We start from the raw sequence: 16997 nt of genomic DNA, 5'->3' as shown, positions 1-16997 counted from the left end.
GGGCTCCTTGTCACGCGCGGTCGCGCGGTCAAAATCAGTATCGTTTTTAGTTACCGGCTAAGTATGCCGTAAGAGCGCGCGCAAACCATAGTTGGTCTTGGGTGCCCGCCAGCTCGCGCGCCGAATGCATAGACAGCAGCGGCACACCAACGTCCACGGTGCGGATTCCCAACCGGGTGGCAGCAAGCGGCCCGATCGTTGACCCGCACGGCACCGAATTATTTCCCACAAAAGTCTGCACCGGCACATCCGCGGCACGGCACGCATTGATCCACAGCGCCTCAGTCACCGCATCAGAGGCGTAGCGCTGGTTCGCATTGATCTTCAGCACAGGGCCCTCATTGAGCAGCGGCCGGTGCGTCGGATCGTGTTTGCCTGCATAGTTCGGGTGCACAGAGTGCGCCGCATCAGCCGAGACCAACGAGCTTGCCGCGAACATCTCGAAAGGATCCCCGAAGGCACGGGCGATCGTCGTTAAGCACCTCTCGAGCAGCGGCCCGCTAGCCCCGGTCGTGGACTGCGAACCAACCTCCTCATGATTAAACGCAGCCAACACCACAATGTCCTGCGCCTCGTCAATGGCGCCAAGCAGTGCCGTCATACTGGCATACACACTCGACAGGTTATCCAGGCGCCCAGCGGCCACCATGTCGTTGAAAACCACACCTTCTTGCGCATCGGCACTGATCAGCTCATGCGACACAATATAGCGCTTATCGACGTCCGCTGCCTCAGCCACCACATCCATGATCGACTCTGACTGGCCCGCCCCCATAATCGGCTGCATATGTGCCTGCTTATCCGGCTGCAACTCCTGAGAACGCTCCAGGTGGATCGCCAAATGCGGAATGCGGGCCACCGCACCCGTGTTGACCAGACGGGAGGTTCCGTCAGCAAGCACTATACGCCCGGCAAACGTGAGCTCGCGATCAAACCAGGACGCCAAAATCGGCCCACCATACACCTCCACCGCGAGCTGATGAAACCCATGCGCGTGAAAATCCGGCGTGGGCTTCAGCATGAAACCGGGCGAATCCGTATGCGAACCAATAATGCGAAACGCCGGGTTGGGCACCTCCGGGATCCAGTAGGCGACTACAGCGCCACCGTCGACAAGCACATGCCCGCCCGGCTCCGTGCCCAGCGCGCTGTGTGCACCGGAGCGCGTGCACGAGTGCTCGGTGAACCCGGCAGCAGTCAAGCGGTCAGCAACCTCGCGCGCCGCATGAAACGCGGACGGTGAGGCGGCGATGAAATCAATCAGGTCACGAATCTGGCTCATACCCCACACTCTATGATGGAGGCCACCATGACACCACGACCACTCGCGCTTTCGCCCTCCCGTGCCACCGATTACCAGCAGTGCCCCCTGCTCTACCGCTTCCGCGCCATCGACAAAATCCCAGAAGAACCCACCCTGGCGCAGGTGCGTGGCACCCATGTTCACGCTGTGCTCGAAGAGCTCCACTCATGGCCGCGCGAGCAGCGCACCTACCCCGCCGCCGTCAAACGCATTAAGCCGAATTGGAAGGCGCTCGTCGACAAGCACCAGGAATACGCAGGGCTAATCGACGACGAAACTACCTACTTTATCGAAGTACGCACACTGGTACGGGGCTACTTCGAAATGGAAAACCCACAAGGCTTCGACTCGGCATCGCAGGAACTTTACGTTAACACCGTACTGCCCAATGGGGTGCCCGTGCGCGGATTCATCGACCGCGTCGACGTAGCCCCCACCGGCGAAATCCGCGTCGTAGACTACAAAACCGGCAAGAAGCCCCTGCCCCGCTACTCGGCCAGCGCGCAATTCCAGATGCGGTTTTACGCGCTAGTATATTGGAGGCTTTTCGACGAGATCCCCACCCAGCTGCGGCTGATGTACTTAAAGGTGATCGATTCCATGTTCCTCGCTCCGTCACGGGAGGAACTCGAATACTTCGAACGCGACCTCGGCGAGTTATGGGCCAAGATCGTAGCTGACGGGCGCAGCGGAAACTTCCGGCCCAAGACATCAAAGCTGTGTGGCTGGTGCTCGTTTCAGAAACTCTGCCCCGCCTTCGACGGGGTACCGCCCGAATATCCGGGTTGGCCCGGAAGCGCAGGCGACGCGCCCCAAACCCCACAGAATAACTGAAACCTTCCGCACCGCAACCAGTGTGACCTGCGCCACCGAATATCTGTGGATAGAAATGTTGTTTTCCACAGATTTCGGACATTTACTGCACGTCTTGTGCAGCCCCCTCAGCCAGGCCATAGCGTCAGGGCTATGAACACAATTGACGCGATCGACGCGATCGACACACTAGTGCAGCTAGGCACATCAGCAATGACGCTGCTGGGCCAACTCGCCGACGTGCCAGCCGAACGCGTCATCGCCCGTGGCGCCGAACACGACACAGTGCGCGCCTACTACAAACTCGCAGACGTGTACTACGGGCCCTGCGGATCACCAAAACAACAACGCCTGTCGCGAGAAGCAGCCACGAAGAACCGCCACGGCATGGACCGGCTCAAACACATCGAAAACTACGTGGCACGCGTCGACAAGAATAAAGACAAGTGGCCGCTGCGTCGCACACTGGTTGAGTTTGTCGGGCACACCAACGACTTTCGTCGTTACGCACGACAGCAACTCGCAGCCTTAGAACAGCCGGCCACAGACACCCCTACCCGTGACTACCACGTGACCAAACACGCCGGATCCACTGACGCCACTTTGAGCGTGCGTGGAACCCAAGCCGAGATAACCGAGATAGACGCACGCATCCGCGAGTACGCCGAGACACACGACGCCTCCGTAGCCGAAGCCGCAGTAGCAGTCATGAATACCGGCGGGGGCGAAGTGATCTACGGCGCCAAGATCCTCATCCCCTACGACGTGGGCATGGCCATGCTCGACGGCGAAGGTGATGACGCCCTCCTGTCCACCACCTTGGCCACCACCTTGGGAGCTACCGTTACCGGACATGAAGCGATGCGGATGAAGCTGGGCCCGATCGCGGAGTTCGTCGGCTTGACCAACGTTGATGGCCCAGTGAGCTTATCAACGGGCCGTCTAACCGGCAACGACGAACCAATAACCACGCGAGAAGCTCTCGAACGGCTACGCGAGGCTGCCCAGTCCGGTCTTGGTAAAGCACACAACACACGACACGAGCATTCGCCTGAAGCACTCAAGGTAGCATTCCAACGCAGCCCCACCGCCAAACAGCGTGCGCTGCTTGAAGCTGCCCAGATTGTCTGCGGCGAAGAGGGCTGCTCGGTGCCCGCCTACCGCTGCGAAGCCAACCACAACGTCGCCTACTCCCGCGGGGGTCTTACGGTCCTACGAAACTTATCGCTGCTATGCCCCTATCACAACGGAAAAGCAGGCGCCGAGGAGCGCTATCGCAATATTCGCGGTGAGGTGCACCGCATCCTGCCCGGTGGGCGGATGGTACGCAACGAACACCCCGTTGCGCAGCGTAACCCCATCCGCACCCTGTTCGAAACGGGTTTTAGGTCAGGCCCGTGATCTCGCCACTCTCGTTGACATCGATGCCATAAGCAGCAGGCTGCTTACCTAAACCAGGCATCAACATCACATCACCGGTAAGCGCCACCACGAAGCCGGCACCGGTGCGTGGCTGGAGCTTGCGCACATGCAGCGTGTGGCCCTCGGGCGCGCCGAGCTGCTTCGGGTCGTCCGAGAACGAATACTGGGTCTTTGAGATACACACAGGCAGCGTATCCCAGCCGTTGTCCTTTAACATTTGCAGGTCGTGGGCTGCGTTGACGGAGTATTCTACCTTGTCGGCGTGATAAATTTCGCGAGCAATGGTCTCGATGGAAGCTTCAATGCCGTCGGCCGGGTCGTACAACGGCTTGGAACCCGTCGAGAAATTCGCAACAACCTTCTTTGCCAGTTCCGTAGCACCGTCGCCGCCGTCAGCCCACACGGTTGCTTCGGCGAGGTCCACACCGAAGTCGGCAGCCCAAGAGCGCATAAACTCGCGCTCAGCGTCAGTGTCCGAGGTAAACAGGTTCACGGCCACTACCGGCTTCACACCGAACTTGCGAACATTGTCCACATGTCGCTCGAGATTGCAGATTCCGCGCCGTAAAGCGTCTACGTTTTCGTCCGTCAAAGCCTCGCGCGCGACCCCGCCGTTGTATTTCATGGAGCGGATCGTGGTCACAATCACCGCACCAGCAATGTCGAGCTGCCCATAACGTGCCTTGATGTCGAAGAATTTCTCGGCACCCAAATCAGAGCCGAAACCGGCCTCCGTGCAGACGATGTCGGCGTACTGCTGAGCGGTAGTGGTAGCGATCAAAGTGTTGCACCCGTGTGCAATGTTGGCGAATGGGCCGCCGTGGATGAATGCTGGTGTACCACCCAGAGTCTGGACCAGGTTCGGGTTCACCGCCTCCTTCAACAGGGCGGTCAGCGCGCCTTGCGCCCCGAGCTCGCCAGCGGTCACCGGCTTACCTTCGTAGGTCAGCCCGACTGTCACGTTGGCCAGTCGGCGTTTGAGATCCTGCAGGTCGGTAGCCAAGCCTAAGATGGCCATGATTTCGGAGGCAGCCGTAATCGTGAACCCGGTTTCCGTCGGGGTTCCCTGCTTTGGCCCACCTAGACCGGTGACCACCTCGCGCAGGGAACGGTCGTTAACGTCCAAGCAGCGGCGCCACACAATGCGACGCGGATCGATGCGTAGCTTATTTCCCTGGTGGATATGGTTATCCACCAGGGCCGCCAGCGTGTTATTTGCCGCAGTGATGGCGTGGAAGTCCCCAGTGAAGTGCAAGTTAATATTTTCCATCGGCACTACTTGAGAGTAGCCACCGCCAGCCGCCCCACCCTTAATGCCGAACACTGGGCCAAGTGATGGCTCACGCAACGCCACCATCGCCTTGTGCCCCAGCTGGGCCAGGGCGTCGGTTAGACCGATCAGCACAGTCGATTTACCCTCGCCAGCAGGTGTCGGTGACACGCCGGTCACGAGCACCACCTTGCCGGGCTTATCGGCCTTGCGCACCTGGGACAGGTCGATCTTGGCCATGTGTTTGCCGTATGGAATAAGTGCGTCGCCAGAAATGCCCGCTTTCTCGGCGATCTCAGTGATCGGGCGCAGTTCGTGGGCTTGGGCGATAGATACGTCTGAAAGCATGTCTTTAGAGTATTACGGCGCCGAAGAGATATCCCAACAACACGGCGACTAGTATGCACAAAATGCCCACAAGCTGAAGGCAGCCCACCGGTAGGGTTCGAGCAGGTCCGCCATGTACACGACGGCTGCGGATTGGGCGAGGCAACGATCGTCATCAACCAAGTCACGATCGGCGAGTAGAAGGTGATGCCGATGACATCGATTGGGATGTCTTCAGCGGCGTGGCCCTTACCAGTCAAAAGCCCACGCCCTAAAGATGCTCTACTGCTCGTCGAGGTACATTTTCCCCCGATATTCGGGGTGCATCAGGTTGGACTTGGACAGGACCTGGTCCAGGGTTTCTTCGTCGAGAAGTTTCTTCTCAAGGATCAGCTCGCGCACACCTCGGCCGGTCGCAGCAGCCTCTTTGCCGATGAGGTCGCCGTTGTGGTGGCCGATGAACGGGTTGAGGTACGTAATGATGCCGATTGAGTTGTCTACGTAGCCTTGGCACACGTCCTCATTGGCGGTTATTCCCTCGATGCATTTTTCGCGCAAGGTCTTCGCGCCGTTGCCGAGAAGGGAGATGGACTCAAACAAGGACTCAGCAATGACCGGCTCCATCACATTCAGCTGCAGTCGCCCAGCCTCGGCGGCCCAGGAGACGGTGACATCATTGCCGAAGACCTTGAAGCAGATCTGGTTGACCACCTCGGGGATTACTGGGTTGACCTTCGCCGGCATGATCGACGAGCCGGCCTGGCGTTCGGGCAGATTAATCTCGTTGAGGCCGGCGCGTGGGCCGGATGACAGCAGGCGCAAGTCATTGCAGGCCTTCGACATCTTCATTGCAGCGCGTTTAATCGCAGCGTGAGCGGAGACATAACCGCCTGTGTCACTGGTGGCCTCAATCAAGTCTGGAGAGGAGGTGATATTCAAGCCGGTGACTTCGCGCAGGGCGTCGGTGACTTTGTCGCGGTAGCCGGATGGGGTGTTCACGCCGGTGCCGATTGCGGTTGCACCCAGGTTGATCTCGAGCAGCGCCTCGGCTGTGGCTTTTAGTGTTTTCTGCTCCTCGGCTAGGTTGGCGCCGAAGGCTTTAAACTCCGATCCCAGCGTCATTGGCACGGCGTCTTGCAGCTGGGTGCGGCCCATCTTCAAAATGTCTACGAATTCGTCGCCCTTGGCTCGGAAGGCTTTCTGCAGGCGGTCCAGCTCGTCGATTAGCTCCTGCATCGCGTAGTACAGGCCGAGACGCAGGCCTGTGGGGTATGCGTCGTTGGTGGACTGTGCCAGGTTGACGTGGTCATTGGGGTTGATCACATCGTAGGCGCCCTTTGGCTGCCCCATCTTTTCAAGTGCAAGGTTGGCTATAACCTCGTTGGTGTTCATGTTCAGCGAGGTGCCGGCCCCGCCCTGGAATGCGTCGATCGGGAATTGGTCCATGCAGTGGCCTTCGTCCAGGATTTGGTCGCATGCCCAGACGATGGCTTCAGCGATGTCTTTTGGTAGCACATGCAGGCGGCGGTTAGCGATCGCGGCCGCTTTTTTCACCTGGACCATGCCGCGTACGAAGTGAGGGAAGTCGTTGATGCGGGTGCGTGAGATCTGGAAATTATCGACGGCGCGCAGAGTGTGCACGCCGTAGTAGTGTTCGCTGGGCACCTCGACAGTACCGAGTAGGTCTTCTTCAGTCCGTGTTGACACGATGACGGATTCCTTTCGTTGACTAAATCACACCATGCTGCCGGGTTCCAGGTGGGGGTTCTTCATTATCGGCTGTGCGGAGAGACCCTGGTTGCGCACGTCGGTTACAGGCGCGCGATTCGCAGCTCGGACGCCAAGATCGCTTCCCCACCGACGGCCGCTAGTTGGTCCATGACAGCGTTGGCATTTTTCTGTGGCACCATCGCACGCACTGCTACCCACCCTTCGCGGGAAAGCGGTGAGACCGTCGGGCCAGACAAGCCTGGCGTGATCGCAGCGGCTGCGGGGAGGTTTTCGCGGGAGATGTTGTAGTCGATCATGAGGTAGGTGCGGGCGGTGAGGATACCTTTGATCCGTCCGAGCACGACCTGCATTTCTGGTGTGGTTTCAGTGTCTGCGCGCTTAACGACGACGGCCTCGCTGTTCACGATCGGCTCGGAAAAGGGGGCTAGGCCTTGTTGGCGCAATGTGGCCCCGGTGGAGACTACATCGGCGATTGCATCAGCCACGCCCAGTTTGATTGAGATCTCGACTGCACCGTCGAGACGGATAACCTCTGCTGAGATTCCTCGTGTGGCCAAGTAGTCTTCGACGAGTTGTGGGTAGGAGGTGGCGATCCTCTTTCCGGCTAATTTTTCTAGCGTCCAATCCTGCGCTGCCGGTGCGGCAAACCGGAAGGTGGAAGCGCCAAATCCAAGCGGTAGAACTTCTTCGACCGCGGCGCGGGAGTCTAGCGCCAAGTCTCTGCCGGTGATGCCCAGGTCGAGGTGGCCGGCGGCAACATAGATGGCGATATCCGTGGGGCGCAAATAGAAGAATTCAACTTGGTTGGCGTTATCGAAGATGTTGAGCGCCTTGGTGTAGCCACGTGACTTGTAGCCGGCTTCGGCAAGAATCTCGGTGGCGGCTTCGGAGAGGGACCCTTTGTTGGGGACTGCGATCTTGATCATGGCGTGCGTTGTGCTCCAGGTGAAGAGTGTGTGTACTAGAGGTACTTGTAGATGTCGTCGGGGGTCAGGCCTCGGGAGACCATCATGACTTGGGTCCAGTACATGAGTTGACTGATCTCTTCTGCCAGGGCTTCGTCAGATTCGTATTCGGAGGCAATCCAGACCTCTCCGGCTTCCTCGATGATCTTCTTGCCGATAAAATGCACGCCCTTGTCAAGTGCTTTGACGGTCGCGGAGCCCTCGGGACGTTCCTGCGATTTCTGGGATAGTTCGGCAAAAAGAGAATCGAAATTTTTCACGGGGATAACTCTAGCCCATGGATTGAAACCATGTTGCTACATCCTCGGCATTCGCGTCGACAAACTGCTGGGGGTCGAACCGTACTACCCCGTCGGGAACTGGTCCGTCTTCGGGCGGCAACCCAAAGACGCGGCATCCGGCGGCTGCAGCGGCGCTCATGCCCGCCCAGGAGTCTTCGAACACGAGGCATTCGGCGGGGTCCGCCCCTACTCGTCGTGCCGCTTCCAGGTACATGTCCGGTGCCGGTTTTCCAGCAGGTACTTCGTCGCCAGTGATCGTGTCCGTGAACAGGTCGCGGCCCAGGGCATCGATGCAGTAGTCGGCAAGTACTCGCTCGGTGTTTGTGGTGACGAACTGGACTACACCTGCGTCGGCAAGCGAACGTAGCAGCCCCGCGATGCCGGGCAGGGGCTCGACGCCGGAGGATAACAACTGCGCCATTCGCTCGTACATCCAGGTGCGGTAACGTTCCAGGTCGCCGTCGACAAGCGTCACCCCGGCCCAGTCAGCACACACCTGGAGTGTGTTGGGAAAACTGCCGCCTACGGTTTCCTCTCGCTTTTCTGCGCTAAGCCGTCGGCCTAGCTTCTCAGACAGCTCATAGGTGGCAATGCCCCAGAGCGGTTCGGTGTCGATCAGGGTGCCGTCCATGTCCCAGAAGATTGCCCGGAAGGGAAATGCCGCGGATATGTTCTGCGCCATGCTACTCCAGTTCTGGAAGCTCGTTTAACGCTTCCTCATCAGCACCCGTGGCTGCCGAAGCGTTGAAGATCAGCGTTGATAGGTCCTGCTTCTCCTCCGGTTCGAGTACTGCACCGTGGTATTTCGTGTTGAATTCATGCAGGTTGGTGTGGAAGGTTTCTACCACTGCGACCAGTTCTTGTGTGCCTGGGTCTTCAAGGGTTTCCAGCCCGTCGAGGAACCTCTCGATCAGCTGCTTTAGTTCAGGCAGTGCGGCTGGGTTAAAAGGTTCGTCCCAGAACTGCCTGTCCTCTTCACGGAGGTAGGAGCCGGTGGCGAAGGTGTGGAGGTCAGCAATGAACTCGTCAACATCAGTTTGGAACTGTTCACGGATGGTCATGAGTTCTATTGTCACCGATCTTTGTTAAATGCGCACGCCGAGCAGACCTGTGATCGCGTCGGCGATGATGCGGCCGTGGTCGCCGCGGGCGTCGTCGATAATCCGCAGGGCACGCGGGGCGTCTAGATCGTCGGAAAGTGCTGCACGCAGCTTTACGACGATCGCTTCTGCCTCTTTACGGGTGGACTGGTGGGCGAGGTTGTCGCGCCACTGGGCTAGACGCTGTTCCGCGGCAGCAAGGATCTCGTCGGAAAAGTCACGGTCAGAGCGGTAGTGGCCATTGAAGACGGCTAAGCGGATTGCTCCGGCTTCGTGGCCAGCTTCGGTGAGCTTGTGCACGAAAACGAGGTTTCCCAAAGATTTAGACATTTTCACTCCATCGAGCCCGATCATTCCGGAGTGCACGTAGTGGCCTGCCATGCGGTCGACACCTTTGGCTGCTTCGGCGTGCGCTGCGGAAAACTCGTGGTGAGGGAATGCGAGGTCGCTGCCACCACCTTGAATGGCGAACTGGTTGCCGAGCCGGTTTGTGGCAATCGCAGAGCATTCCACGTGCCAGCCAGGGCGGCCTGGGCCGAACGGGGAATCCCAGGATGGTTCGCCCTCGCGGTGCCCTTTCCACACCAGGGCATCGAGAGGGTGGCGCTTACCTGGTCGTTCTGGGTCTCCTCCTCGTTCCGCGAACGCTTTGTCCATTTGCGGGCGTGTGTAGTTGGATTCGTAGCCAAATTGCGGGGTGGCGTCGATCGAGGCGTAGATGTCGCCATGATCTAGGTGGTAGGCGGCGCCCCTGTCCAGCAACTGTTGGACCAGCTCGATGACTTCGTCGACGGATTCTGTCACCGACACGTAGTGCTGGGGAGGCAAAACGTCGAGGACATCCATGTCGGAACGGAAGAGGTTGATCTGGTCTTCACCCAGCTCTTGCCAGCTCACACCGTCGCGTTCGGCGCGTTCAAATAGTGGGTCGTCTACGTCAGTGATGTTTTGCACGTAGTGGACTTTGTGCCCATTAGCCAGCAGGATGCGGTACACCAGATCGAAAGTGAGGTAGGTCGCGGCGTGCCCAAGGTGCGTGGAATCGTACGGGGTGATGCCACAAACATACATACCTACGGGTTCGTTGGACACGTCGACCGGCTTGATTGTTTCGTCGGCGGTGTCGTAAAGGTTGAGCGGGGCGGGCGAGCCCGCAACGTGGGGCACGGATGGTTCTGGCCAAGTCTGCATGGCCACTACCTTACAGATGGGCCATCCATATGAGTCATCTGCACGGCCTGCAGCCAGGGCCCTACATTGGCGAGATAACACCGGCTGCCAGCAGGATCATCACGAGGATGCCCACTGGGATGCGGTAGGCCGCGAACCATGCAAAAGAATTGTTGGCCACAAACTTTAGTAACCATGCAATCGATGCATACCCCAGCACGAAGCAGATGATGACGCCGACGGTGAGCTGCGCGCCACTGGCCGCCTGCCCCACATCCGGGTTAAACGCGTCAGGCAGTGAGAACAAGCCCGATGCCAGCACGGCCGGGATTGCCAGTAGGAAGGAAAAGCGCGTGGCTACTTCGCGGTCAAGATTCATAAACAGGCCACCTGAGATGGTGCCACCGGAGCGCGACACACCGGGGATCAGGCTCAAACACTGGAACAGGCCCATGACAATCGCATCTTTCATGGTCATCTCCTCGTACCCGCGGGTTTTCTTTCCCACGCGCTCCGCCCAGATGAAAACAAAGGAGAACAGCACCAACACGGTGGCGGTGATCCAGAGGTTACGCAGGTTGTCGCGGATCAGGTCCCGGCCGAAAAAGCCGATCACACCGACCGGGATGGTACCCGCGATGACCATCCAACCCATGCGGTAATCCAACCCCCGCTTGTTCTTATCGAAGATGCCTGCGAACCATCCGATGAGGATCTGCCAGATTTCTTTGGCAAAATACACCAGCACAGCCGCCTCGGTTCCCAGCTGAATCACCGCGGTAAAGGAGGCTCCTGCGTCTTGGCCCCAGAACAGTTCGGAGATAATGCGAAGATGCCCAGAGGACGACACCGGTAGAAACTCCGTCAGCCCTTGCACGACGGAGAGGACGATGACTTGTAGCCACGTCATCGAGTCTGAAACTTGCGCAACGTCATTCACAGCGAATTACCCTACAACTAATGTGGGTGAAGTGAAGAAACGAAACGTGGGTCACAGCGGATTACGAGTCTCCCCCCTGGGTTTAGACACCAGCGCACTTAACGACGCAGCCAGCGATATCCTCGCCACCTTCGTCGATGCGGGTGGGGATCTGGTTGATGTCTACCCCGGTACCGAGCCGGTAGCTGCCGAAGCGCTCCACCATGTCGGCAGGAATAATGTGGTGCTGTCTGCGTCGGCAGGCGTCACCATGGATTTGCCGGTAGGCCAGCGCGTGAATTGCTCGCGCACCTCGTTGCTGCGCGGACTCGATGAAACGCTACGCGCCCTGCAGACCGACTTTCTCGACGTGTTCTATGCCGGTTACTGGGACCCTCGCACTCCTGCAGAGGAGGTCGCAGAAACGCTGCGAGTCGCGGTGACTGCCGGCAAGGTCCGGTATGCGGGCGCGACTGGCTACGGCGGATGGCAGCTGGCTGTGACTCCAGGACTGACTGTCGCGCGCAATGATTACTCGCTACTGCAACGAGACGCGGAGGAGGAGCAACTGCCGGCTGCGAACCACCTGGGAATCGGCGTGATCGCCTCGTCGGCTTTAGCCGGCGGAGTACTCACGGGTCAGGCTGTCCACGGCAATCCGTCGACGCACCCTTACGAATCAGATAAGGCCCGCACCATCGTCGAGGCCCTCACCACTGCGGCAAAGGGGCTTGACCTCTCCCCCGCCGCGACCGCGTTGGCCTGGGTGTGCGGGCAACCCGGAGTGGCGAGCGTTCTGTTGAGCCCTTCGTCGATAAGCGATGTGAAGGCTTGGCTGCCAGCTGCGGGCCTGGTCTTGCCCCGCCCGATCGTGTCCGCGCTTGACGACGTGTCGAAGTAACTAAAGGTAAATAGGGTTCCAACTTCCAAGTTGCTAGGCTTAACTGCTGTGAAGAAACTCAAGGTTGTCGCTGTGATGTCGGTTCTTTCCCTGGGGCTTGCCAGTTGTGGTGAAGACACCGCGCCACCGCCTAACCCGGACATGGGCGGGGCGACTCCGCAGGCATCCCCGCAGGATGCGAGCCCTGACGGTGAGGTGGTTGAGTTTGCTGCTGTGCGTGACTTGGACCGCACCGGTGACAGCGTGGGTGTGCGTACCGACGAGGGACTATTCATCGGAACACTCGAGGAAATCATTGGAGGCGATGTCGATCCGATTTCCCTGGACGCCACCTGCACCGATATCTCCGCGCACGATGGAGTGTTCACCGTCGCCTGTGACCGGACCATTCGCATGGTAAGCGCCGACGGTACGGAAGAATCACTTGAGGTTGAACAGCCCGCTAACGCTGCAGTGCGAACGAGCTCCGGCGACGTGATTACAGCCAGCGGAACTGAAGGCCGCGCCTGGGTTTACCGTGACGGCGCACTTGTCGACGATTTCACTGTGCAAGACCCCACTGACCAACTCATCGCGGTGGCTCACGCTGATGGCCAGCCTGATTCCGTGGTGCGGATCGGCCGAGAGATGACCACGATCCAAGACCTTGACCTGGAGAATTTGCGAGGTGGCGGCACTTTGCGCGTGGGCTTGGGTGTTGCGCACATGGCGCCGGGCGATGACGGGCTGGTCGTCGTGGCCGACAACATGGGCAGCCAGCTGGCGATCTACACTACCGGCGAAGTTATTCGCCTCCATCAGACTGCGCCTGTCGACGCTGCACCGTGGGCCGTCGCCTGGGACTCGGAGCGGGATCTGGCCTGGATCGCATCGCTAAAGAAGAACACGGCCGCGGGTTATGATCTTTCCCACGGCGTACCTCTCGAACAGGCCCGGGTTGACACAGTGGCTGACGCGCAACACATGATTGCGCTTGACGACGGTACCCTTGTAATCGGCTCTGCCTCGGGTGATGGCCTCCAAGTGGTTCAACCCGACCACATCGCCAACCCCACCAATTAAAGGACCCCACCGATGAGCCCCGCTGAGACCATCTTCGATTCCGCTTACAACACCGCTTATGGCGTTGCATTGAAGGCGATGTTCCGCCTTTCTCCCGAGCGCATTCACGACATCATCAGCGTCGGGCTGCGCGGCCTTCACGTGGCCTACCCTGTGAATCGGTTAGCCAAGAAAGCAGTGCGTTACGACGATCCCTGCCTCCACCAGGAGCTGTTTGGCGTGGACTTTCCGGCCCCGCTGGGGTTGGCAGCAGGTTTTGATAAAAACGCCGCCTCCGTTGACGCGTGGGGCGCGTTGGGCTTTGGCTATGCAGAGTTGGGCACCGTCACGCCGAAACCACAGCCCGGGAACCCGGCGCCCCGGTTATACCGCTTGCCCAAGGATAAGGCGATCTTAAACCGGATGGGATTCAACAACGACGGTGCCCTTGCCGTGGCCAAGGCGTTGAAGGCACGTCGATCGAATGATGTTGTAGGAATCAATATTGGGAAAAATAAGACTTCTTCGGACGCGGTGGCAGACTTCCGCCAGTGCGCCGCCTTGCTTGGTCCACTAGCAGACTACGTTGCTGTGAACGTTTCCTCACCAAACACTCCCGGGCTGCGTGATTTGCAGGCGGTGGAGTCTCTGCGGCCGTTACTTCAAGCGGTCACCGATGCGACGACGACCCCCATTTTGGTGAAAATCGCCCCAGATCTTGCCGACGACGATATCGACGCGGTAGCAGACCTGGCCGTCGAACTTGGACTAGCCGGAATTATCGCCACCAACACAACGATCTCGAGGGCAGGCTTAAGCACCGACGCCGAAACCGTCAACGCCATGGGCGCCGGAGGGATCTCAGGCGCGCCACTGCATAAGCGCTCACTTGAAGTGCTGCGCCGCCTCGATAAGCGAGTTGGCGGGAAAATCGTGCTAGTGAGCGTCGGTGGCATCTCCACCCCGCAACAGGCGTGGGAGCGCATCACCTCCGGCGCACACCTGCTTCAGGGCTACACTCCGTTTATCTACAATGGTCCAGGATGGATCTACCGCATTCACCGCGGACTAACACGCCAGGTCAAAGCCCACGGCTTGACTAATATCGCTCAAGCAGTGGGCAGTAGGCGCCCTTGGATCGACTAGAAAGCTTCGCTTACCTTCAGGCCCACCACGTTCTCGTCGGCGCGGATATTGGACGCTGCGGAGACTGAAGGGGGGCGTCGACAAGCGATTTAGACAACCGAGCGGCGCAGAATCAGGGCGCAGATGACGGCCACGGCGGCGTACAGCGCTAGCCAGTAGGCCGCTGTCGTCGTGAGCACCGTCGTGGGAAGCACAACGCTGAAAATGATCAGGACCAGCGCCACGATCAGTGCAATCACTTGTGAGCGAGAGCCTGGTTGGTCGCGACGCTGCGTGGCGAAAGCGCCGAAAATCAGCGCGGCCACCCAGATGAGCACCGTTGCCACGGTGACCTGGAATACGCCACCGGTGATGAACGCAACGACGGCTTGAACAATCAGGACCACGGCCAGTGACATGAATGCGCCACCGACACGGAGTTGAACTGGCATCTTGAAGCCTTGATTTCTAGCTAGGGTTTTCGTAGTACCCCCAAAGCACCGTGCGAGCGATGGAATGGAAGTAGAGATTAAAACCTAGCACGGTCGGGGTGGCATCGGGGTCAACATCGAGCTTTTCGACGTCCACGGCGTGCACCGCATATAGGTAACGGTGGGGGCCGTGGCCAGCCGGTGGAGCAGCACCGTAGTGCTCGGCCTGCCCGCTGTCACCCTTGAGCGTGATCACGCCGTCGATACCTCCCAAGGAGGCGTCGGATCCTGCTCCAGACTCGAGTTCGGTAACAGAAACTGGAATGTTGAATACAGCCCAGTGCCAGAAACCCGCACCGGTTGGTGCGTCCGGGTCATAGCAGGTAATCGCCAGTGACTTAGTGCCTTCCGGTAGGTCGGACCAGCTCAACTGCGGCGACACGGACTGTGGCGCGCGCAGCTTTTCCGGCAGTTCATCACCGTTGGCCAGGTCAGTTGATGTCAGGGAAAACTCGGGCAGATCCTTCAAAGGCGCATAGGGATCCGGCCCCGGAAATCGGTCTTGTACGTAATCAGGCGTTGAATGTGTCATACCCCTTTTCTACCCGATCATGCACGATCGCGGGGCCACGTCGATGATTTTGATCTCATCTGAAAAGCGGCCCGCGGTTTATAACGATGGAACTCCCCATCGATGCCCACCCGTTAGTGTTTGCTCTTTTCAAACGGTGACGTGGTGATTTGTGTGTCTCTGGGCGTTCAGGCTAGAGTAGTCGAGGTGTTCAGCAGTATGCTGAGTGCATCACCCGGCCCGGGTGGCGGAATTGGCAGACGCGCTACCTTGAGGTGGTAGTGTTCTATTAACGGACGTGGGGGTTCAAGTCCCCCCTCGGGCACGATATGAAGTCTCGTGGCACCGCCTGAAGCGATGCCACGAGACTTTTCTGTTAGCAGACCGAAGGCGCGCTGTTGCGCTCCGTAAGTTTGCCTCGACTAGTGCTGCTCGTTCGGGTCGTTGTCAGCATCTTCCTTTGTCTGGTGGAAGGTACCTTTGACGTGGTCAGGGGCCGCGTAAATGGAGTACAGCTTCACTGGCTCCTCCCCCTCGTTCACCAGGTTGTGCCACTTGCCTGCTGGCACGAAGATCGCAAAGTCATCTTCGACAACCTGGTCAATCTCGAGATTATCCTCGGACTCGCCGATCATGACGCGACCTTTGCCTCCTTCAAGACGGAGGAACTGGTCGTGGTCGTCATGGACTTCAGCGCCGATTTCTCCACCTGCTGGAATGGACATGACGGTCATCTGCAGGAACTGGCCGGTCCACAGTGTGTCGCGGAACGCATCGTTGCGCTTGGTCACATCTTCTATGTCCAGGACGTATGGGTTCGGACCGTGGTCGGTACGCAAGTCAGCCATTGAATCTCCTTTGGGTTTTAGACTGCAGGTATGGTTTCGATTATAGGCGTTTTTCCGTGCCTTCGCCGTTGCCTATTAGAATTGGGAGAACCATGAATAGTCGCACGGGCAAACTAGCCACCATCGTCATCGCCGGTGTGGTGTTCGTCGTGGCGTGGGCACTGCTCGACGTTCCATCCCTGGCAGTTCTACGCGAGTGGGCCGAGACCACCGGCGCCTGGTTTCCAGTGGTTTTCTGGCTGCTATACGTCTTGATCACGCAGTTGCCTATTCCACGCACCGTTATGACATTGTCAGCGGGCATACTTTTCGGCCCGTTCTGGGGTATCGTCATCGCGTTAACTGCAACTACTATCGCCGCGGCGATTTCTCTGGTGATGGTGCGCGGGCTGCTGCGGGACTGGATTGCACCGCGGTTGACGCATCCTACCGTTGCACAAATCAACGATCATTTGGAGCGCCGCGGATGGGTAGCTGTGATTAGCTTAAGGCTGATCGCTGGTGTTCCATTTTCAATAATGAATTATGTCGCAGCGCTCACCAAGGTCCGCCTCGTTCCGTTTACTGTGGCAACACTGATCGGTTCCGCCCCGGGCACGATACTGATGACGCTGTTCGGAGACACGCTCACAGGAGAGGCTAACCCCGCCGTGATCACAACGATGGCGGTGCTGGCACTGGTGGGTTTGACAGGGTTGGTCGTCGATACGCGCAGGGCGCGTGCCGACAACACCCTGCGCGATTCCCGCACCGTCAAGCCCTGAAGGTAGACTGGCTAC

General features: G+C 58.9%; 18 protein-coding genes and 1 tRNA gene. 7 read left to right on the top strand and 12 right to left on the bottom strand.

The genetic code is table 11. The features are described from left to right. Positions 1 to 46: 46 nt before the first annotated feature. On the bottom strand, positions 47 to 1282 hold the full coding sequence (locus CKV99_RS05345; protein WP_092255392.1) for a M18 family aminopeptidase: 1236 nt from the start codon (positions 1280 to 1282) through the stop codon (positions 47 to 49). Between the two features lie 27 nt (positions 1283 to 1309). Between CKV99_RS05345 and CKV99_RS05340 the strand changes: the two genes are divergently transcribed. Together CKV99_RS05340 and CKV99_RS05335 are read left to right on the top strand one after the other, a co-directional pair. Beyond that, complete coding sequence (locus CKV99_RS05340; protein WP_231910180.1) at positions 1310 to 2137, top strand: RecB family exonuclease; 828 nt, start codon at positions 1310 to 1312, stop codon at positions 2135 to 2137. A 132-nt stretch (positions 2138 to 2269) separates the two neighbouring features. After that, positions 2270 to 3517 (top strand): HNH endonuclease signature motif containing protein, encoded by a 1248-nt coding sequence (locus CKV99_RS05335; RefSeq protein WP_092255389.1) that lies wholly within the window; start codon positions 2270 to 2272, stop codon positions 3515 to 3517. On the opposite strand, the gene CKV99_RS05330 is transcribed toward CKV99_RS05335, so the two are convergent. From CKV99_RS05330 to CKV99_RS05295, 8 genes are all read right to left on the bottom strand, one after another. Next, a complete protein-coding gene (locus CKV99_RS05330) occupies positions 3501 to 5156 on the bottom strand; it encodes a formate--tetrahydrofolate ligase (protein ID WP_092255386.1) in 1656 nt (551 codons plus the stop codon). The genes CKV99_RS05335 and CKV99_RS05330 overlap by 17 nt on opposite strands. Before the next feature lie 261 nt (positions 5157 to 5417). Beyond that, entirely contained in the window at positions 5418 to 6842 is a 1425-nt protein-coding gene (gene aspA, locus CKV99_RS05325) for an aspartate ammonia-lyase (protein ID WP_092255382.1), read from the bottom strand. 104 nt (positions 6843 to 6946) lie between these two features. Next, complete coding sequence (hisG, locus tag CKV99_RS05320; RefSeq protein WP_092255379.1) at positions 6947 to 7792, bottom strand: ATP phosphoribosyltransferase; 846 nt, start codon at positions 7790 to 7792, stop codon at positions 6947 to 6949. 35 nt (positions 7793 to 7827) lie between these two features. Beyond that, complete coding sequence (locus CKV99_RS05315) at positions 7828 to 8091, bottom strand: phosphoribosyl-ATP diphosphatase (protein ID WP_092255376.1); 264 nt, start codon at positions 8089 to 8091, stop codon at positions 7828 to 7830. A gap of 10 nt (positions 8092 to 8101) precedes the next feature. Continuing rightward, positions 8102 to 8794, bottom strand: a complete 693-nt coding sequence (locus tag CKV99_RS05310) for an HAD family hydrolase (protein WP_092255373.1) — start codon at positions 8792 to 8794, stop codon at positions 8102 to 8104. Position 8795: 1 nt separating this feature from the next. Continuing rightward, positions 8796 to 9173 (bottom strand): hypothetical protein, encoded by a 378-nt coding sequence (locus CKV99_RS05305; protein WP_092255370.1) that lies wholly within the window; start codon positions 9171 to 9173, stop codon positions 8796 to 8798. Between the two features lie 24 nt (positions 9174 to 9197). Continuing rightward, entirely contained in the window at positions 9198 to 10403 is a 1206-nt protein-coding gene (gene mshC / locus CKV99_RS05300) for a cysteine--1-D-myo-inosityl 2-amino-2-deoxy-alpha-D-glucopyranoside ligase (RefSeq protein ID WP_092255367.1), read from the bottom strand. Positions 10404 to 10464: 61 nt separating this feature from the next. Beyond that, entirely contained in the window at positions 10465 to 11292 is an 828-nt protein-coding gene (locus CKV99_RS05295) for an undecaprenyl-diphosphate phosphatase (protein WP_092255728.1), read from the bottom strand. Between the two features lie 61 nt (positions 11293 to 11353). Here CKV99_RS05295 and CKV99_RS05290 point away from each other — a divergent pair, with 61 nt between their 5' ends. From CKV99_RS05290 to CKV99_RS05280, 3 genes are read left to right on the top strand one after another with little or no spacing between them, the layout of a single operon-like run. Further along, positions 11354 to 12202 carry an aldo/keto reductase gene (locus tag CKV99_RS05290; protein ID WP_231910179.1) on the top strand — a complete coding sequence of 283 codons (849 nt, stop codon included), beginning with the start codon at positions 11354 to 11356 and terminating at the stop codon, positions 12200 to 12202. 48 nt (positions 12203 to 12250) lie between these two features. Next, entirely contained in the window at positions 12251 to 13264 is a 1014-nt protein-coding gene (locus tag CKV99_RS05285) for a hypothetical protein (RefSeq protein ID WP_092255361.1), read from the top strand. A gap of 12 nt (positions 13265 to 13276) precedes the next feature. Next, positions 13277 to 14389: a quinone-dependent dihydroorotate dehydrogenase gene (locus CKV99_RS05280; RefSeq protein ID WP_092255359.1), complete on the top strand. Its 1113-nt coding sequence runs from the start codon at positions 13277 to 13279 to the stop codon at positions 14387 to 14389. An 89-nt stretch (positions 14390 to 14478) separates the two neighbouring features. Here CKV99_RS05280 and CKV99_RS05275 read toward each other — a convergent pair whose 3' ends face one another. Both CKV99_RS05275 and CKV99_RS05270 read right to left on the bottom strand, forming a co-directional pair. Continuing rightward, the gene (locus CKV99_RS05275) at positions 14479 to 14820 is read right to left on the bottom strand and encodes a hypothetical protein (RefSeq protein ID WP_092255356.1); all 342 of its coding nucleotides are present in this window, start codon (positions 14818 to 14820) and stop codon (positions 14479 to 14481) included. Between the two features lie 16 nt (positions 14821 to 14836). Beyond that, a complete protein-coding gene (locus CKV99_RS05270) occupies positions 14837 to 15391 on the bottom strand; it encodes a YbhB/YbcL family Raf kinase inhibitor-like protein (RefSeq protein WP_092255353.1) in 555 nt (184 codons plus the stop codon). A 217-nt stretch (positions 15392 to 15608) separates the two neighbouring features. Between CKV99_RS05270 and CKV99_RS05265 the strand changes: the two genes are divergently transcribed. After that, positions 15609 to 15695, top strand: a tRNA-Leu gene (locus tag CKV99_RS05265). 97 nt (positions 15696 to 15792) lie between these two features. Here CKV99_RS05265 and CKV99_RS05260 read toward each other — a convergent pair. Beyond that, positions 15793 to 16218, bottom strand: a complete 426-nt coding sequence (locus tag CKV99_RS05260; protein WP_092255351.1) for a cupin domain-containing protein — start codon at positions 16216 to 16218, stop codon at positions 15793 to 15795. A 92-nt stretch (positions 16219 to 16310) separates the two neighbouring features. Here CKV99_RS05260 and CKV99_RS05255 point away from each other — a divergent pair, with 92 nt between their 5' ends. After that, positions 16311 to 16982: a TVP38/TMEM64 family protein gene (locus CKV99_RS05255; RefSeq protein WP_092255348.1), complete on the top strand. Its 672-nt coding sequence runs from the start codon at positions 16311 to 16313 to the stop codon at positions 16980 to 16982. The last annotated feature ends 15 nt before the right edge of the window (positions 16983 to 16997 follow it).

The organism is Corynebacterium cystitidis (assembly GCF_900187295.1).
Classification (GTDB): domain Bacteria; phylum Actinomycetota; class Actinomycetes; order Mycobacteriales; family Mycobacteriaceae; genus Corynebacterium; species Corynebacterium cystitidis.
Note: the sequence above shows the minus strand (reverse complement) of the source record. Positions and strands in the feature narration are given on the sequence as shown.